General features: G+C 62.5%; 15 protein-coding genes. 2 read left to right on the forward strand and 13 right to left on the reverse strand.

Going from position 1 to position 19,050, the window contains the following annotated elements:
- Positions 1-148: 148 nt before the first annotated feature.
- The 12 genes from LDN75_RS02260 to purU form a co-directional block, all read right to left on the reverse strand.
- A complete protein-coding gene (locus tag LDN75_RS02260) occupies positions 149-2,170 on the reverse strand; it encodes a BCCT family transporter (RefSeq protein WP_223935575.1) in 2,022 nt (673 codons plus the stop codon).
- 649 nt (positions 2,171-2,819) lie between these two features.
- On the reverse strand, positions 2,820-3,626 hold the full coding sequence (locus tag LDN75_RS02265) for an IclR family transcriptional regulator (protein ID WP_223935576.1): 807 nt from the start codon (positions 3,624-3,626) through the stop codon (positions 2,820-2,822).
- Between the two features lie 126 nt (positions 3,627-3,752).
- Complete coding sequence (fdhD, locus tag LDN75_RS02270) at positions 3,753-4,631, reverse strand: formate dehydrogenase accessory sulfurtransferase FdhD (protein ID WP_223935577.1); 879 nt, start codon at positions 4,629-4,631, stop codon at positions 3,753-3,755.
- Complete coding sequence (locus LDN75_RS02275; protein WP_223935578.1) at positions 4,619-5,947, reverse strand: molybdopterin molybdotransferase MoeA; 1,329 nt, start codon at positions 5,945-5,947, stop codon at positions 4,619-4,621. Before LDN75_RS02275 ends, fdhD begins: the two co-directional genes overlap by 13 nt.
- 107 nt (positions 5,948-6,054) lie before the next feature.
- Complete coding sequence (gene fdhA / locus LDN75_RS02280) at positions 6,055-7,272, reverse strand: formaldehyde dehydrogenase, glutathione-independent (protein WP_223935579.1); 1,218 nt, start codon at positions 7,270-7,272, stop codon at positions 6,055-6,057.
- A gap of 171 nt (positions 7,273-7,443) precedes the next feature.
- Complete coding sequence (locus LDN75_RS02285) at positions 7,444-7,866, reverse strand: heme-binding protein (protein WP_223935580.1); 423 nt, start codon at positions 7,864-7,866, stop codon at positions 7,444-7,446.
- 173 nt (positions 7,867-8,039) lie between these two features.
- The gene (locus LDN75_RS02290; protein ID WP_223935581.1) at positions 8,040-10,358 is read right to left on the reverse strand and encodes an FdhF/YdeP family oxidoreductase; all 2,319 of its coding nucleotides are present in this window, start codon (positions 10,356-10,358) and stop codon (positions 8,040-8,042) included.
- 106 nt (positions 10,359-10,464) lie between these two features.
- Entirely contained in the window at positions 10,465-10,911 is a 447-nt protein-coding gene (locus tag LDN75_RS02295; protein WP_223935582.1) for a hypothetical protein, read from the reverse strand.
- Between the two features lie 2 nt (positions 10,912-10,913).
- Positions 10,914-11,804: a tetrahydrofolate dehydrogenase/cyclohydrolase catalytic domain-containing protein gene (locus LDN75_RS02300; protein WP_223935583.1), complete on the reverse strand. Its 891-nt coding sequence runs from the start codon at positions 11,802-11,804 to the stop codon at positions 10,914-10,916.
- Positions 11,801-12,427, reverse strand: a complete 627-nt coding sequence (locus LDN75_RS02305; RefSeq protein ID WP_223935584.1) for a cyclodeaminase/cyclohydrolase family protein — start codon at positions 12,425-12,427, stop codon at positions 11,801-11,803. Before LDN75_RS02305 ends, LDN75_RS02300 begins: the two co-directional genes overlap by 4 nt.
- A gap of 116 nt (positions 12,428-12,543) precedes the next feature.
- Entirely contained in the window at positions 12,544-15,036 is a 2,493-nt protein-coding gene (locus LDN75_RS02310; RefSeq protein WP_223935585.1) for an FAD-dependent oxidoreductase, read from the reverse strand.
- A 49-nt stretch (positions 15,037-15,085) separates the two neighbouring features.
- Entirely contained in the window at positions 15,086-16,000 is a 915-nt protein-coding gene (gene purU / locus LDN75_RS02315) for a formyltetrahydrofolate deformylase (protein ID WP_223935586.1), read from the reverse strand.
- Positions 16,001-16,119: 119 nt separating this feature from the next.
- Here purU and LDN75_RS02320 point away from each other — a divergent pair, with 119 nt between their 5' ends.
- The gene (locus tag LDN75_RS02320; RefSeq protein ID WP_223935587.1) at positions 16,120-16,800 is read left to right on the forward strand and encodes a GntR family transcriptional regulator; all 681 of its coding nucleotides are present in this window, start codon (positions 16,120-16,122) and stop codon (positions 16,798-16,800) included.
- Positions 16,801-17,027: 227 nt separating this feature from the next.
- Positions 17,028-17,876: a pyridoxal 5'-phosphate synthase lyase subunit PdxS gene (gene pdxS, locus LDN75_RS02325; protein WP_275959814.1), complete on the forward strand. Its 849-nt coding sequence runs from the start codon at positions 17,028-17,030 to the stop codon at positions 17,874-17,876.
- A gap of 181 nt (positions 17,877-18,057) precedes the next feature.
- On the opposite strand, the gene LDN75_RS02330 is transcribed toward pdxS, so the two are convergent.
- Entirely contained in the window at positions 18,058-18,990 is a 933-nt protein-coding gene (locus LDN75_RS02330) for a LysR family transcriptional regulator (RefSeq protein ID WP_223935588.1), read from the reverse strand.
- Positions 18,991-19,050: the final 60 nt, after the last annotated feature.

Consider the following 19,050-nt stretch of genomic DNA (forward strand, 5'->3'; position numbering starts at 1 on the left):
CCTCAAGCCGGACTGTCATGGGTTTGGACGCGTCCAGGGTGAGAGTCACATCGTTTGTGGCTTCGTTGCTGAGACGGAGGGTGCCTTGAGCAGGGTTGTTGGACATGGTGGACCTTACTGGTGTGTGGATTGGTCGGCCAAAAGCTGGTTAGTTATCGGTTGGCTCCGGGCGCGGAGACCGAACGGTGGGAATGCTCCCCGTGGGGGTTCCGCCGGGACAGTCGGTATCCGGGCAGTTCTCCGCGCAGTCGTGCTTGGTCACGAGGTCGAACTGGACACCGCGGTGTTGTTCAACACCGGTGCGGATGGCCCGTTCAACAACGGATGTCGCCAGGCGTCTGCGCAATGCCAGAGGATCGCGGCGCAGGTCCTTGGTCAGGGCGAAACAGAGCAGCAACATGACTACGACGAAGGGTAGTGCCGCCACAATGGTGACTCTTTGAAGCCCGGCCAAGGCCTCAGATGGTTCGTCGCCGCCGGCCAATAGCATGACCGCTGCTACTGCACCGGTGAGGCTGCCCCAGAAGATCACTACCGCACGCCGCGGGTGTTCTGCTCCATTGGAGCTGAGGGATCCCATGACGATGGAGGCTGCGTCGGCACCGGTGATGAAGAAGATCGCCACCAGGACCATGGCCAGCACGATGACGGCTGCTGTGAGCCAGCCAGGCATGCCGAGGTTCTTCACGAGGTCGAAGAGTGCGCCGTCGAAGTTGACTGATGGGACCCCGTTGGTCGTGGTCACCAGGCCCGGTGTGCCGGCTTTGTCGGCTTCCTGCTGCACGTGGAATGCGGCCCCGCCGAAGATGCCGAACCAGATTACACTGACCACGCTGGGCACCAGCAGTACGCCGGTAACGAACTGGCGGATGGTGCGGCCGCGGCTGATGCGTGCAATGAAGAGGCCTACGAAGGGCGTCCAGGAGATCCACCATGCCCAGTAGAAGATGGTCCAGCTCGTCATCCAGCTACGAAGCGCATCGTCGCCGACCGCTTCGGTCCGGGACGACATCTCTGCCAAGTCCCGGGCGTAGTCGCCGACGGCTGACGGGATCAGGTTCAGGATGAACAAAGTAGGGCCGGCAACGAAGACGATAAGGGCAAGTACGACGGCCAGGACCATGTTGATGTTGGAAAGCCACTGGATGCCGCGGCTGATGCCCGAGACGGCTGAAGCAACGAAGCAGAAAGTCAGAATGGCCACGATGACCACCAGCACGGGAGTACCGATTTCACCCATCCAGCCGTTGGAGGTCATGCCACTGCCGATCTGAAGGGCGCCAAGGCCCAGGGAAGCAGCGGTTCCAAACAGGGTGGCAAAGATAGCGAGGATGTTGATGAACTTCCCGATCGGCCCTTCGACCATCCTGATGCCGAACAGCGAAGTGAACGCTGCCGAGACCAGTTGCCGGCGGCCAAGGCGGTACGTGCCGTAGGCCATGGCGATGCCCACCACTGCGTACATGGCCCAAGGGTGCAGGGTCCAGTGGAAGATCGATGTGGCCATGGCGGTCTGGATGGCAGCGGGTGTGCGGCCGTCCACAGTGCCCGGTGGTGGCGAGATGTAGTGGTACAGCGGTTCAGCCACGCCGTAGAACATGAGGCCGATGCCCATGCCGGCGGCGAACATCATCGCTACCCAGGAGACGGTTCGGAATTCCGGCTTCTCGCCGTCCTTGCCCAGTGGGATGTTTCCGAACTTGCCCAGGGCGAGCCACAGGACGAAGACGACGAACAAGGAGGCGAGGACCATGAAGAGCCAGCCGGTGTACTCCATGACCCAGTTCAGGGCACCCTTGGACGTCTCAGAGAGGCTGTCCCGGCCGACGAAGCCCCAGACCACGAAGGCGACGGCGATGGCGCCCGTGATTCCGAAGGTGACTTTGTCGAGCGTAAGTTTCTGGTTCCGGCGTGCCGATACGGCCTGCTCGGTCTTTGCGGAGCGCAGTTCTTCGAGGATCTGTTCGTATTCTTCAGCATCCGGGAGGAGTTCTGCACCTCCATCCTCAGCGTCGAGGACTGCGGGGTTGGTTTCGTCAGGGGAGACGCTGATGAATTCTTCAGAGATCTCCGTACGTGCGGTCTTACGTGTCGCGGGAGTGTCTGCCAAGCGGTCGTCGGCAGGTAACTCCTCTGGCGTTAGGGGTTTGGTGTCACTGTTTATAGCCATGAGCGGGTCCTTTGCTCGGCGGGTCATGGGTTTGCGTTTATACATGGCCCTGAAGTGTGCGTCCGGGAGGAAGGTTGGGGGCTTCCTCCGATTCGATGACCATGATGGTGCGGTGCGCGTACCGCCGTTCTGGAAATTCCTGCCTTCTGCCGGCATGGAAAACGGCGATCGGCGGAGCTGTGTCGAGCCCTGACGCCTCCCCGGGAGCAAGTGCACTGAGGGGGCAGGCCTTATGCATCTTGCACCTCATTTGGTTAGTGAGACGGGTTGGTTCGGCGCCGGGCTCTAGGCCTTACGAGCGTTCCGCATGAATCAACAACATTCGCGCTAAGCAACAGAGTGCGCCCGGTCACAGTCAAAGTCAAGAACTTTTCCATGTTGGCCGATACCTTGACAGGGTGGCCGGAATTGATCATCCATGTTGCATATCGTGATGGTTGTTGCGTAGAAAGCGTTATCGGCTCATGAATTCCGGGCATAGGAGGGGCAAGCTTTTGAACCCGGTCTCAGCTCTTGGAAGGCCGAAATATTACGCTCTGCGGCGTCATTATTGCTACTACACTCGTTGCCGCAATCTGCTGCGCCGAACATCGGCTGGCTTCGAGGCGTGCGAACCTCACGTGGCCGTCATCCGCGAGGCGTCGCGGCCTTATCGGTGTCTGTAGCCCATACGGGCGCTGATGGCCAGCCCGGCCTCGCGGAGGCCGTCGATGAGGCCTGGCTGGTCCTCCGGCGAGAAGCGGAACGCCGGGCCGGAGATACTGACAGCGGCGATGACACTTCCCTCGTGGTTGAAAATGGGCACCGCGATGGCGGTGAGGCCGATTTCAAACTCCTCGTGGACGGTGGCGTACCCCTTGCGGGCCACGTCCAGCAACTGCTTTTCCAGCTCCCCACGGTTTGTCACGGTCCGAGGCGTGCGCGCGGGAAGGCCGACTGCCTTAAAGACCTGGCTTCTTTCGTCGACGGTCAGTGCAGCCAGGAGGACTTTGCCGCTGGAGGTGGCGTGCAGCGGCGTCAGGCTGCCCACCCAGTCGTAGGTGGCCAGCGTTGACGGTCCCATCGCCTGGTCCACATTGACGGCATAGTTTGACCTCAGCACGGCGAGGTTGACGGTTTCCTTGTATTCGGCTGCCAGCGCCTCCAGGACTTCCCTCGCCTCATGCACCACGCTCAGCCGGCCGGGGATGGAAGATGCCAGGCGGAGGATCCCAAAGCCCAGCTGGTACTTGCCCCGTTCGCTGTTTTGCCGGACCAGGTCACGGCCCACCAGGGAGCCGACCAGCCGGGACACGGTGGACTTATGGACGCCCATCTCCTCAGCGATCTCGCTCACTCCGGCATCGCCTTCCCGGGCCAGGATTTCCAGGATTTGGAGTGCACGGTCTACTGACTGGACGCCTCCGGCCTGGGCGTCCGGGTCTTTGTCGATGTCCGGGTTGTTGCGTGCGGCCATGATGCCTCGTGTCGTTGTCCAGGCAGGCGGCCCTGGGCTGGAAGCCCTGTCCTGCCTGCACCCTCGTCTTTTCTCATCCTAGACGGAGTTTTCCACGGACCCTTTCACATCATGGGGCACGCGCGATTACGCGCTGATGGCGGCCTTCGGCACCGCCTTTCGCGAGCTGGCCAGCCGGTCTCTTCCTGAGTAGACATTCAAGCTGTGTCCCCGGCTGAAACCCACCAGCGTCAGCCCGGTCTCGGTAGCCAGATCAACAGCCAGGCTTGAGGGTGCGCTGACCGCGGACAGGACGGGAATGCCAGCCAGGGCGGCCTTCTGGACGAGTTCGAATGACGCCCTGCCGGAAACCTGCAGGACCAGGCCAGTCAACGGCAGCAAGTCCTGGCGGAGCGCCCACCCCACCACTTTGTCTACGGCGTTATGGCGGCCTACGTCCTCGCGCAGGCACAGCAGCTCCGGGATGGGACCGTCTACCTTGAAGAGTCCTGCAGCATGGACGCCGCCGGTTCTGTCGAAAACGGCCTGGGTTTCACGGAGGCGCTCCGGTAGCTCGGCGAGGAGATCGACGGGAACGCGTAATTCGTCCAGGGATGGATCGAAGTGGATGGTCTTGCGCACGGCCTCAATGGAGTCCGTGCCGCAGATGCCACACGAGCTGGAAGTGTAGACGTGGCGCATGGTGTCCGGCATGGGCACATCCGGCCGAAGCTGTGCTTCCACCACGTTGAAGGTCTGCATCCCGTCCTTTTCACCAGCACAGAAGCGCAGGGAGACCAGCTCCGAGTGGCTGCGGATGATGCCCTCAGATACCAGGAAGCCAGCCACCAGATCAAAGTCATCCCCCGGCGTCCTCATGGTCACGGCGAAGGACGAGCCTCCAATCCTGATTTCCAAGGGTTCCTCGGCGGCCAGAACGTCCTCCTTGAACCGCACGGGATGTTCGGTGCCCGGCCCGTCCAGTACGAAGCGATGGATTTTCCTGCGCTGCGTCATGCGTGCCATCCGGAGTGCCTTCCTCTCTGGTTCGCGGAGCTGATGGGCGCTGTCCACGGCAGCGGCAGGACGGGAACCGGATCGCCAGCCGATACGCCTTCAGGGGGAACAGCCATGTATCCGTCTGCCCAGGCAAGCCCACGCATCATCCCGGGGCCGATGTGGGAGGCGGGGAACGCGAGTTCGTGGACAAAAGCGCAGGGTACCAGCCGTGTTTTTCCCGGGGTGGGTTCCAGGTCGGCGCCGGAGAGCGCGTGCGAGATCCCTTGGAAACGGCGGTTTCCCAAGGCAGCCAACAGGGGTTCGCCAAGGGTCATGAGTGCCAGCATGGCGGCCAGTGGATTTCCCGGCAGGCCGATGATGAAACGGCCATCCGGAAGTTCCGCCAACACTGCAGGATGACCCGGCCGCATGGCGATCCCGTCCAGGAGGAGCCGCCCACCGAGCGCCGCCACGGCGTCGCGGAAGTGGTCTGTCCCGGATTTCCCGGTTCCGCCGGTGGTGATCGTCACGTCGGGCCGCTCGCCCTGGTGGGCGCCAGCCAGCGCTGTCAGCCACTCATCGTACGAGTCGCCTATCCGGAGCTGGCCACCCGGCACTCCGCCCAATTGCGAAATGACCGCGTCCAGCTGTGGGCCGAACGCGTCGCGCACCTGGCCCGGTGCAGGCTCACCCGATGTCACTACCTCCGAGCCCGTCAGTACGACGGCGACCCTGGGCTTGCGCTGTACGTGCAGGTGATCGTGCCCAGCCACAGCGGCGAGGGCAATGTGTGCAGGGTTGAGGAGCGTCCCTGCGGGTATGAGGACATCGCCCGCTGTGGCTTCTTCGCCGGCTGGACGAATGTGCCTGCCGGGGAGTGTCTCACCCAGCTTCGCGTCGTGCCTGAGCGAGAGCTGCACGTCCGCGGAGACCTGCCCACTCTCCTTGCGGAGAATGGCCGTGGCGCCGGGAGGAACCCGCCCACCGGTGGCGATTACGTTGGCTTCACCAGCTGAAAGGGGGCGGCCCGACTCTGTGATGGTCCATGGACCGCCGCCGTTGATGGCCCAGCCGTCCATGGCCGACGAAGCATAGTGGGGAAGGTCCTGGTGGGCGATGACGTCGGTGGTCAGCGTGCAGCCGATGGCTTCAGCGAGGGTGACTTTCAAGGACGGGAGCGGTGCGGCGCAGTGGTAGGCCAGCTGCCGTGCTTCCGCCCACGTGGGTGCATGCTTCCGCTGGAGGCTGGCCGTCAACTCCCGGCTGTGCCTTGACTCCCTGCTGTCAGTCAACTCCTGTTCGTGGAAGAGGGGAGTGCTGGCGGCGACTTCTTGTGCAAGCATGGATGTCCGCTTCCTGAGGTGGTGCTTCTGGTGTGCGCAGATATCGGTGACTGCACGGCATTCCCGTAATTCTTGCCGCGCAGTCCCCGGTATCTGTTTGGTGCGTACTAAGCCTTCACGTAGCCGTTGGGGTTCAGCACGAACTTCGTTGCCGCCCCGGCGTCGAATTCTGCGTAGCCGCGCGGAGCGTCCTCGAGCGGGATGGCCTTGGCATTGACTGCCTTGGCGATCTGGACCTTGTCGTGAAGGATGGCCATCATCAGCTGACGGTTGTACTTCATGACAGGGCACTGCCCGGTGGTAAACGACAACGACTTTGCCCAGCCGGTGCCCAGGGACAGCGAGAGGGAACCGTGCTTGGCTGCCTCGTCAATTCCACCCGGATCGCCCGTGACGTAGAGGCCGGGGATGCCAAGCGCGCCGCCAGCGGCGGTGATGTCCATGAGGGAGTTCAGTACAGTGGCAGGGGCTTCGTGCGAAGCGTCCTTTCCGTGGCCACGGGCCTCGAATCCTACGGCGTCCACGCCGCAATCCACTTCGGGTACGCCCAGGATCTGTTCGATCTGGTCCTTCGGGTTTCCGTTGGACACGTTGACCGTTTCGCAGCCGAATGAGCGTGCCTGTGCCAGGCGGTCTTCGTTCATGTCGCCCACAATCACGACGGCGGCGCCAAGCAACTGGGCGCCGACGGCAGCAGCAAGGCCCACTGGACCGGCACCGGCGATGTAAACCGTGGAACCTACGCCCACGCCGGCGGTAACGGCACCGTGGAATCCGGTGGGGAAGATGTCCGAGAGCATGGTCAGGTCCATGATTTTTTCCAGGGCCTGGTCGCGGTCCGGGAAGCGCAGCAGGTTCCAGTCAGCGTAAGGGACCAGGACGTACTCCGCCTGTCCACCTACCCAGCCACCCATGTCCACATAGCCGTAAGCGCTGCCGGGCCGGTCCGGGTTGACGTTGAGGCAAATGCCGGTCTTCTGTTCCTTGCAGTTCCGGCAGCGGCCACAGGAGATGTTGAACGGCACCGAGACGATGTCGCCCACCTTGATGAATTCGACGTCGGGACCCACCTCCACCACTTCTCCGGTGATCTCGTGACCGAGGACCAGGTCTTGCGGGGCTGTGGTGCGGCCACGGACCATGTGCTGGTCGGAACCGCAGATGTTGGTTGTTACGGTGCGGAGGATCACTCCGTGCGGCACCTTCCGTCCCACGTTGGCCGGGTTGACGCCCGGTCCGTCCTTGAGTTCGAACGTCGGGTAGTCGGTGTTGATGATTTCGACGACACCGGGTTCCTTGTAGGCGACTGCTCTGTTTCCGGACATGGACACTCCTTGGTACATATGGCTGGTGCGGAAAATGAATTCTGTCCACTTGCCCGAGAGCGGTGCTTCGATGAGGAATACCTCCCCAGGTTTCAGGCCACCGAAGCACCAGTCACGGACAAGTGGACAGCTTTCTTTTGAGGTTGGGCTGCGCGTGGAGCCCAACCCCCATCAGAGCTGGGCTGCGCCCTGAAGCTGTACGGCGGCGCCTGCGGACGCTACCGTGTGGTCGTTCTCCACAGTGCTGCCGCTGACGCCGATTGCACCGATCACGGTGCCGTCTTCGGCGCGCAGTGGAAGGCCGCCCGGGAAGGTAATGAGTCCGCCGTTGGAGACCTCGATGTTGTAAAGCGATCCACCCGGTTGCGAGAGCTCGCCGATTGCGCCCGTGGGCATGTCAAAGAACCGGGCAGTGCGTGCCTTCTTGACGGATATGTCGATGCTGCCCAGCCAGGCCCCGTCCATGCGGGTGAAGGCCTTGAGGTTTCCGCCGGCGTCCACCACAGCGATGTTCATTGCGGTCTCGGTTTCACGGGCAGCGTCGCGCGCTGCGGCAAGTACTGCATCTGCTTGGACTTGGGTGATATCAGACATTGTTTCTCCATTGATTGATGTCTTCATGAACTGGCTGGTCTGCATGGGCCGGATGGTCTGGAGGGGCCTGGCTGGCGAAGAGCCCGAGCACCCCCGGCCCTGATATCTTTGCCGCAACGGGAAAGATATATCAGTCACATACTATGGCACGAATCACACAGTGTCCAGAGTTTTCAGGCCCTCTCCAGACGAACGATGACGGACTTGGACGTCGGCGTCCCACTGGTATCGGCAACCGAGTCCAGCGGCACAAGGACGTTGGTTTCCGGGTAATAGGCGGCCGCGCAACCCTTGGGCGTGGAGTAGGAGACGATGCGGAAGTGTTCGGCCCGACGCTCGGTTCCTTGGAATTCGGAAACAAGGTGGACCATCTCACCATCGGCAAAACCCAGTTCGGTAATGTCCGCTTCATTGATGAGGACTACCCGCCGGCCGCCGTGGATGCCGCGGTAGCGATCGTCCTTGCCGTAGATGGTGGTGTTGTACTGGTCATGCGAACGGAGCGTCTGCAGGACCAGGCGGCCGGGCGGAGTCTTGATGAATTCCAGCTCGTTGCCCGTGAAGTGCGCCTTGCCGGATGGCGTATCGAACTTCCTGGCATCCCGCGGAGGGTGGGGCAGCACGAAGCCGCCGGGGTGCTGGATCCGCTCCTCGAAGTTCTCGAAGCCATCGAAGACGGCCTCGATGTGTTTCCGGATCAGCGAGTAGTCATCCCGCATTGCAAGCCACGCCGCATTCGGCGTATTCGGCAAACGGCTGTGTCCGTCCGTAAAGAGCCGGTAGGCGAGGTTGCAGACGATGGCTACCTCGGAGTGGAGGTAATCGCTTGCGGGTTTGAGGCGGCCCCGCGAGGCGTGGACCGCGCTCATGGAGTCTTCCACAGTGACCCTCTGGTCTCCCGTCAGCTGGGTGTCTTTCTCGGTCCGTCCCAAAGTAGGCAGAATCAGCGCCCGCCGTCCCGTGGAAAGGTGCGAGTGGTTGAGTTTGGTGGAGATCTGGACGCTCAGGTTTGTGTTGGCCAGTGCTTGCTCGGTGACCTCCGAGTCAGGGGCGGCGCGAACAAAGTTGCCACCCATTCCCATGAAGAAGCGAACCTTCCCGTCCCGCATGGCGCGGATGGCGGCAACGGTGTCGTAGCCATGCTCGCGTGGTGACAGGAACCCGAATTCATGGTCCAAGCGGTCGTGGAATTTCTCCGGCATCTTCTCGAAGATGCCCATGGTGCGGTCACCTTGGACGTTCGAGTGTCCGCGCACCGGGCAAACGCCGGCGCCGGGCTTGCCGATGTTGCCTTGGAGCAGCAGGACGTTGACCACGTCCCGGAGCGTGGGAACCGAATGCTTATGCTGCGTCAGCCCCATGGCCCAGCAGACGATCGTGGCATTCGAAGCCAAAAGCCGTTCACCTGTGGCATGGATCTGCTCCAGGGTGAGGCCTGTGGCTTCAACAATGTCCTCCCACGCCACCTTTTCGAGGAATCGCAGGTATTCATCGATGCCAACCGTGTGGTCATTGATGAACCCATGGTCGAGCACGGTGTCCAGGCCAGGGGTCTTGCGGCCCGCGGTTTCAGCCTCAAGGAGATATTTGCCCAGGCCCTGGAAGAGGGCCTGATCGCCGCCGGCGCGGATTTGCAGGAAATCATCCGTCAGCTGCGTGCCCACCACCATGCCGGATACATGCTGAGGATTTTCAAAGTGCAGGAGTCCGGCTTCGGGAAGGGGATTGACGGACACGATGATCGCACCGTTCTTCTTTGCCTTCTCCAAGGCGCTGAGCATGCGCGGGTGGTTGGTGCCCGGGTTTTGGCCTGCCACGAAGATCAGCGACGCCGTCTCCAAGTCCGTCAGGCTGACTGAACCCTTGCCGATGCCGATGGTTTCCACCAGCGCGGAGCCGGAGGATTCGTGGCACATGTTGGAACAGTCCGGGAGGTTGTTCGTGCCCAGGCCCCGCACCAGGAGCTGGTAAACGAAGGCTGCCTCGTTCGAGGTACGGCCGGATGTGTAGAAGACAGCTTGATCCGGGTGGTCCATGCCCCGGAGTTCCCCGGCCATGAGGTCGTAAGCGGCGTCCCACTCAATCGGCTTGTAGTGGGTGGCGCCTTCATCGAGGAACATCGGGTGGGTCAGCCGGCCTTGCTGGCCCAGCCAGTAGTCATCTCGGGTCTTCAGGTCAGCGACGGAGTGCTGGGCGAAAAACTCCGGCGTGACCCGGCGTCGGGTGGCTTCCTCGGCAACAGCCTTGGCGCCGTTCTCGCAAAACTCCGCGGCATTTCGCTTTTCATGCTCGGGCCAGGCGCAGCCCATGCAGTCGAAGCCATCGATCTGGTTCACTGCCAGCAGCGTCTGCACGCTCCGAACCGGACCCATTTGTTCCAGCGAAATCTTCAGGGCGTTGGCAACAGCAGGAATGCCGACAGCCTTTGTCTTGGGTTTGGTGACGGTCAGCTTCGACTCGTCGATGTTTTCACGGGGGGCTTTGGAAGCCATGCGATCTTCCCTTCGGATCTGGGTAGGCGGCTAAGGTCGTTGAAGCTGTAGACGTGGAAGCCAGCGAACAGCGGATGGTCGGCAAGTGCCATGTGAACGTCGCTGATCAGGCCGGAGCTGTCGTAGCGCAGGACGTCGCCGCCACCCAGGAGGGCCTTGGCCATTCCTGTGCCGCGGGCCAACTTGGCGAGAACTCTTCCGAGAAGGCCTTGACGTCCTCCATGAGCTGGCCGCTCCAGGAATAGGGACCGGCCGGGGTGCTGCGGTCTCCGGCAATGAGGAAAAGTTCCGAGACGCCCTCGTGGCGCAGTTGCTTCAGGAACAAGTGCAGCTCAGCCTGGCTTGCGATGCTCCGTGCAGCCAAGTGCGGGACAACGTCGTAGCCGAGCCGGGCGAGTTCAACCGACGCAGCCACAGTCCTGGCCGGACCATGATGCGGCAGGCACGTCACGCTGACCATGCCCGGTGCTTCGTATGCGAGGGGCAGTTGACGGGCAAGGCCAGCGGATGGGCTTACCTCCAGCCGAACCGGGACGCCGGATTCCGGGTTCATCGCTAGCCAGCGGTTCCCAAGACCAAGGCAGCTGGATCCAATGCGCCAGCCTGTTTCCGCGCCGCCTCAGCAGTGTGCAGCAGCAACAACGCAGTGGTGACCGAGCCAACCCCGCCCGGGACCGGTGACAGGGCAGCGGCCACGCCGGTGACGCTGGCTTCGTCAACGTCCCCAACCAGGGAACCGTCGGGCAGTACGTTCGTTCCGACGTCGATCACTACCGACGCGGACGAAACGTGGCTGCCGGTCAGCAGCCCGGTGCGCCCGGCGGCAACAACAACGACGTCGGCTGGCTGGGTGTAGCGCCCAAGCTCGCCTGATTTCGAGTGGCAGATGGTGACCGTGGCGTCCTTTTCGAGCAGGAGCAAGGACAGCGGCTTGCCCACCACGGCGGAACGCCCGACGACGGCTACGTTCCTTCCCGCAAGCGGAACCTGGAAGTGCTCGAGGAGTTCGACGACGGCGCGTGCGGTAGCCGGAGCGAAGGCGGGTTGCCCCACAGCCAAGCGGCCCAGGCTGAGTGGGTTGGCGCCGTCGATGTCCTTTTCCGGGGCAATGAGCCCAACCAGTTCGTCCGTTCGAACGCCCGCGGGCAGCGGCGTCTGAAGAATGATGCCACTGACGGAAGGCTCAGCACTGAGGTCTTTCAATACGGTGGCCAGCACTTGTTCCGTGGCGTCATGCCCCAGATCAAGGATCCGGCAGCCAATACCGGCGCGTTCTGCGGCGCGCTCTATGGACCGGACATACCAGTGCGTGGCTTCGACGTCGGTTGCTACCACCACAGCGAGGGAGGGGCGCAGTCCTTCGCTTTCAAGGCGGCGCGCTTCATCCTGCGCCCGTTGCCGGATGAGTGCGGCAAGCCCCTTTCCGGAAAGCACTTCTGTACTCACGCGAGGATCCTTTCGCGTACGCGCTTTACAAGGGAATCGGCGGCGAGAACCACCTTTTCCTCGAGGCCGTCCGTCTGTTCGGCCAAGCGGGAGCGGGCAGCGTCATCCTTGATGGCCACTACGTTGATGTCGATGTTGACCCGGGCAGTGGTGGCGGCAGCGCGGGCGGCATCGGCTGCCGCGGCGACATCGCTGATGACGTTGGGATTTGCCACGTCAAACAGTTCCGCGGCAAGTTCCACCACCTCACCGGCAAGCTTGATGAGGTGGGCAGGGGTTTGGGCTGCCTGGATCAGCGCGTCCACAATGCCCGCAGCCCGGGCAGCCTTGAGTTCCTCGGTCCCGGTCGGGAGCTTGTATGAATCAATGACACCTTGGAAAGCGTGCTCGTCAGCGTCCGCGAGGCGCAGTGCTTCAACGATCAAATGGTCGGCTGCGCTGGTGATCCGGGTGACCAGTGCTTCGTGCTGCGCATACTTTTCGCCGGTGGTGTAGCGGGCCACCATGGCCACCAAGGCGGCGCCCTGAGCGGCGTGAAGGGCGGCTGCAGCGCCTCCACCCGGGGTGGGCTGGCGGGCAGCGAGCCTGGCGAGGTAGTCGTTGATGGTTTCTGAACTGATCATGTGTCTTCCTGGACTGGCTGAAGAAGAAAGGCTGAAGAATACGGGAAAGGCAGCGGCCCGGACTCGGTTGCGAGGTTGGGAGTCCGGGCCGCTGGCCGTCTAATGGTTAGGCAGCCTTAGCCGCGGAGCCTGCTCATGGTGGGGTCGTACAGCGGATCTTCCGTGACGGTCGCCTGGATGCGGCGTCCGAAGTATTCGATCTCCACGGAATCACCAAGGGAAACCGCGGCCGGCAGGTAGGCGTAGGCGATCGGCTTCCTGACCGAGTAGCCGTACGCGGCGCTGGTGACGTAACCAACCGCTTGGTTCTTGTAGAACACTGGTTCCTTGCCCAGCACAAGGCTGCGGCCGTCGTCGACCGTCAAGCAGCGCAAGCGGCGCGCGGAGCTTTCCTCGCTCCGCCCCTCCAACGCTGCCTTGCCCACAAAGTTCTCCTTGGTCATCTTCACGGCGAAACCAAGGCCCGATTCGAAGGGGTCGTGTTCGGTGGTCATGTCCGTGCCCCAGGAACGGTAGCCCTTTTCGAGGCGCAGTGAGCTAAAGGCCGCACGTCCCGCTGCGATGACGCCGAACGGCTGGCCCGCCTTCCATAGGGCGTCCCAGAGGCGCTGGCCGTTGTCTGCGCTGGTGTAGAGCTCCCAGCCGAGTTCGCCCACGTAGGACAGGCGCATTGCGGTGACGGTGACGCCGCCGATGGTGACCTTCTTGGCGCGGAAGTACTTCAGGCCGTCATTGGTGAAGTCGTCGCTGCTGACCGTGCTGATGAGGTCTCGGGCGAGCGGACCCCACAGGCCGATGCAGCACGTGCCACCGGTGGTGTCCCGGACCTGGACCCAGTCGCTGGCGGTTCCATTCTCCGTTTGGTGGCGGGCTGCGCGCTCAAAGTAGGCGGTGTCGATGTTGCCGTTGGCGCCAAGCTGGAAGGTGTCTTCGCTGAGGCGGGCAACGGTGATGTCGCTTCGGATGCCGCCGGCGTGGTCCAGGAGCAGGGTGTAGGTGACGGCTCCGGGCTTCTTGTTGAGGTCGCCGGTGGTCAGTTCCTGCAGCAGCTTCAAGGCTCCCGGGCCGGATACTTCCAGGCGCTTGAGCGGCGTCATGTCGTACATGGCCACTGCAGTACGGGTCTTCCACGCTTCTGCGGCGGCGATGGGGGAGCTGAACATCCCGGACCAGGCATCACGTGCGGGCGGCTGCCAGTCGTCCGGCATTTCCTTGAGCAGTTCGGCGTTTGCTTCGAACCAGTAGGGGCGTTCCCAGCCGCCGCCTTCCAGGAAGTAACCACCCAGCTGCTTGTGGCGGGCGTGGAACGGGCTGACGCGGAGGTTGCGGGGAGAGAGCTTGGGCTGGAGCGGGTGCAGGACATCGTAGATCTCCACGAAGTTCTGCTGGGAGGTTTCGCTGACGTATTCAGGGGTCAGCTGGACCTCTTCGAAGCGGTGGATATCGCAGTCCCCAAGATCGATCTGCGACTTTCCATCCACAAGGAGTTCGGCAACGGCGCGGGCGATGCCGGCGGAGTGTGTGACCCACACAGCCTCGGCCACGAAGAAGCCATCCACTTCCTTGGATTCGCCCACCAGCGAGCCGCCGTCAGGCGTGAAGGAGAAGATGCCGTTGAAGCCGTCCTCGATTTCGCTTTCGCGGAGAGCCGGCAGCAGTTGCTTAGTGGCTTCCCAAGCCGGGAGGAAGTCCTCCAACGTGAAGTCCAGGCGGGAAGGCATGTTGTGTTCGCTGATGGTCTCCGGCGCATACGTGCCCAGTTCGTCCAGGTCCACGGGCATGGGGCGGTGGGCGTAGGAGCCAATGCCGTAGCGCTCGCCGTGCTCGCGGTAGTAGAGATCCTGGTCCTGGTGGCGCAGGATGGGCAGCTGGGCGCCGTTGGGCAGCTCGTTCTTGCCCTTCTGCGCAGGAACCGGGGTGGTCTTGACGTACTGGTGTGCCAGCGGGAGGAGCGGGACGGACATCCCGATCATCTCGCCGATCTTGGCACCCCAGAAGCCTGCGCAGGAGACCACGATGTCGGCCGGGATAACGCCGTCGGCCGTCTGAACGCCGGTGACGCGACGGTTTGACTGCTCGATTCCGGTCACCTCGGTGTTGCCGATGTACTTTACTCCGGCAGCTTCCGTGCGCTTGATGAGCAACTGGACGGCGCGGGCGGCCAGGGCCAGGCCGTCGGTGGGTACGTGGAGGCCACCCAGGATGTCTTCCTCGTTGATGAGCGGGTAGAGCGCCTTGCATTCCTCGCGGGAAAGGATCTTGCCGTCAATGCCCCACGATGCCGCGTAGCCGAGCTTGCGCTTCAGGTCAGCCAAGCGCGTCTCAGTCGTGGCGACTTCCAGGCCGCCCACCTGGTTGAAGCAGCTTTGACCGTCCTCGGTGAGGGACAGCAGCTTTTCCACCGTGTACTTGGCGAAAAGTGCCATGGACTTGGAGGGGTTGGTTTGGAAAACCAGTCCCGGTGCGTGTGAGGTGGAGCCCCCGGGCATGTCAAGGGGTCCTTGGTCCAGGACGGTGATGTTGTTCCAACCGCGGGTGACCAGTTCGTCGGCGAGGTTGGTGCCGACAATCCCGGCTCCGATGATGACAATGCGAGGCGTGGATGCCATGAAAGATTCTCCTGCTGAAGTTCGTGTGTGGACGGGGGAGGCGGGTGGCCTAGCGGAAAACCACTGTGCTGGTCTGGTCCAGAAGTACGCGGTGTTCACAGTGCCACCTGACGGCACGGGACAATGCCAGGGCTTCGGCGTCCTGACCCACAGTTGAGAGTGTGGTGGGGCCGTAACTGTGGTCCACGCGGATGACTTCCTGCTCGATGATCGGACCCTCGTCGAGGTCCGCCGTCACGTAGTGTGCGGTTGCTCCAACGAGCTTAACGCCGCGGTCGTAGGCCTGGTGATAGGGGCGTGCACCCTTGAAGCCCGGCAGGAACGAGTGGTGGATGTTGATGGCACGTCCCTCCAGGGCACGGCACAGATCATCCGAGAGCACCTGCATGTACCTGGCGAGCACCACGAGGTCCACGTTATATTCCTCAACCAGGTCCAGGAGCCGCTGCTCAGCCTCCGCCTTAGTGTCCGGGGTGACGGGAATGTAGACGAAAGGCAGGCCCGCTGCCTCAGCCATGGCGCGGTGCGTTTCGTGGTTGGAGGCTACTACTACAAGGTCGCCGCCCAGGCTGCCACCCCGCCAGCGGAAGATGAGGTCGTTGAGGCAGTGCCCGAACTTGGACACCATCACCAGGACCCGCTTCTTGGTTTGGTCATGGAAGCTGAACTTCATTTCGAAGCGGTCAGCAATCGCGCTGAATTCCTCTTCGAGCCGCTCCGGCGAGTAGGACAGTGGGCCGGAAAAAGCGGTCCGCAGGTGCAGCGTCTGGCGGAGGCCGTCGTCGAACTGCTGGTGCTCTTCGATGTTGAAACCACGCTCAAACAGGAAGGTGGTGACTGCCTGAACGATGCCGGCGCGTTCGACGCACGACAATGTGAGTACGAACTTTTGTGCTTGCTCGTCTTTGAGCAATTCCGGCTTCGGCTGGTTGCTTACGGGGGAATCTGTCGCCATGAGGGTCATGTCGCCTCCTTTAGATATATTCTTGGGTCCTGAACTGATATATTAGGATTGGAATCAGCGTATACTGGTGTCCGAAGCAGGTCAATAGATTTTTCGGTTTTGAAGAAGGGGCTGGCGCTGTGGCTTTTGGAACTCTTGCAAGCATCGGCGATGCCACCCGGAAATCTTTGGCTGACGTCGCCTACGAGCGGCTGCGCGACCGGCTGCTCATGCTGGACATTAAGCCCGGCGACCTCCTCAACGATGACCAGCTCGCCAAGGAGCTGGAGATCGGACGCACTCCAGTTCGGGAGGCCCTGAAGCGACTGGAGCTGGACCGGCTGGTGATTACCTACCCGAGGCGTGGGACGTTCGCCACCCGTGTGGAAGTGACGGACCTCGCTTTTATTTCCGAGATCCGGGCCCAACTGGAACCGCTCGCCGCCGCGCGTGCGGCGCGGGTTGCTTCGGCGGCCACCAGGGAACACCTGCGGGAAGTAATGCGCGCAGTTGAGAACTTTGATGTCAGCGCCGCGTCGGTGGTTGAAACACTGCGCCTTGACGCAAGCGTTCACCAGGGAATCTATGCGGCTGCTGCGAATCCACACCTGGAGGACGTTCTGATTCGCTACGACAACCTGGCCACGCGTATCTGGTGCATGGTGCTGGACCGCTTGCCGGATCTTGAGCATCACGTGCGCGAGCATTTGGATCTTTTGCGGGCTGTCATCGATGGGAATGAAGAAGAAGCCGCTGAACTTGCCCGCGTACATGTCAGTGGCTTCGAGCGCGCCGTCCGTGAGGCACTCTTCGCCGCCTAAGGGCAGCATTCACCTTTAGGGCGGTTGACTCCGCGCCGGGCCGCCAGCATACTGGACCTCACACTAATATATCACTCGGATATCAGTGCTTGGCGGCTGGCAAAGCACTCGATCCGGGAGCTGGTGATGAAAACGCAGCCCTTCAGTCCTCGGAGTATAACGTGACTACAAGACCCTTCCTGTTCGAACACATTCCGCTCACGGGCAGCAGCCGTGTCAAGCGGGGCATGGCGGAGATGCTCAAGGGCGGCGTCATCATGGACGTCGTTAACGTCGAGCAGGCCCGCATCGCCGAGGACGCCGGTGCCGTGGCGGTCATGGCGCTTGAGCGCGTGCCCGCCGATATCCGCGCCCAGGGTGGCGTGTCCCGGATGTCCGATCCCGACATGATCGATCAGATCATCGCTGCCGTGTCCATTCCGGTCATGGCCAAGGCCCGTATCGGCCACTTCGTCGAAGCCCAGGTCCTGCAGTCCCTCGGTGTCGACTACATTGACGAGTCCGAGGTCCTGACCCCGGCCGACTACGTCAACCACATCGATAAGTGGAACTTCACTGTTCCCTTCGTTTGTGGCGCCACCAACCTGGGTGAGGCGTTGCGCCGCATCAACGAGGGCGCGGCGATGATCCGTTCCAAGGGCGAAGCCGGTACCGGTGACGTTTCCAACGCTACGGGACACATGCGCAAGATCCGTGCCGAGATCGCCAAGCTCGCCGCACTTCCCGAGGACGAGCTGTACGTTGCGGCCAAGGAACTGCAGGCCCCGTACGAGCTGGTCAAGGAAATCGCGGCCACGGGCAAGCTCCCGGTAGTGCTGTTCACCGCCGGTGGCATCGCCACCCCGGCCGATGCTGCGATGATGATGCAGCTCGGCGCCGACGGCGTGTTCGTTGGTTCCGGCATCTTCAAGTCCGGCAACCCCGCCGAGCGCGCTGCCGCCGTCGTGAAAGCCACTGCTTACTACGATGACCCCGACGTCATCGCCAAGGTCTCCCGCGGCCTGGGCGAAGCGATGGTCGGCATCAACGTCGACGAAATCCCGCAGCCCCACCGCCTCGCAGAACGCGGCTGGTAGGGCGAAAAGTTGGATACGAAGCCGTTGAAGACCATGTCATGACTGGCGTGGTTGAGCAGGCGGCGGACGACGACTCTGTCCTATGGATCGCCGCCGCGGGAGCAAGTACGCGGCGGCTTTTCGATCAGTCCACCGGATATCAGGTCTGGGTTTGACCTACCCCTCCATGGTGCCTGCGATGTCAGAGATCATCTTCGGGCCGGGCGGCAAGGATCCGGTTGGCGTTGATCTGCAGGATGCCGAGCGACTCCTGGATCAGGGGCGATGCGATGCTGCCCCTGCGCATCGCAGCGACAATGCGCCGCGCGGGTTTCCCCTTGCCGGTAATACGTAGTCGAACCACGTTTTCGGCACTGTGCAGCGGCGCCAGCCGCGGCAGCAGGCCCACGCCCAGCCCTGCACCCACGAAGGCGATTTGGGTTTCCCACTCAACGGCCTCGTGGGCAATCCGCGGTGTCACCCCGACTGCCGTGAATGCCGCTGTAAAGAGGGCATGGTAGGTGGAACCGACGGCCTCCGTGATCCAGGGTTCCGACGCCAGTTCTTCCAGCGTCACTGTTTCCCGCGACGCCAACGGATGGTCGGCGGGAATGATCACGTCCAGCGGATCGTCGAGCAGGACTCTCTGCTCGAAGCGCGGATCGTCCTCACCATAAGTGTCGGACTGCATGGCAACGATGACCGCGAGGTCGATTCTCTCCGCAACCAACAAGTCGAAGCAGCGGGCCGGGTTGGCCTCAAGTACCTGTACCTCCAGCAAGGGGCGGGTGGAGCGCAGGGTAGCGGCCAGCGGCGCGAGCAACTGCGCGGCCGCCGTGGAGAATCCGCCGAGGCCAAAATGGGACTGCACTTGGTCGCCGGCCTCCATGGCTGCAGCGCGCAGGCTCTCCCATTCGGCAATGAGGGTGTCCGAGCCCGCCACCAGAAAGCGCCCCGTGGCGGTCAACCGGACGCCGCGGCCGTCCTTGGTCAGTAGCTGCATTCCCAGCATGCGCTGGAGCTCCCGCAACTGTGCGGAGACGGCGGAGGGAGAATATCCTGTGAGTTCCGCCGTTGCGCCGATTGTGCCGCATCGGGCAAACACGCGAAGGGTTATGAGCCTTGGATCGATCATGCACCCATCATGCACTGATTGTGCATGGTTATCTCCTAAATATTGCGCTTTTGTTGCAGT

The sequence above is a fragment of the Arthrobacter sp. StoSoilB5 genome, assembly GCF_019977235.1.
In the GTDB taxonomy this organism is placed as follows: Bacteria; Actinomycetota; Actinomycetes; order Actinomycetales; family Micrococcaceae; genus Arthrobacter.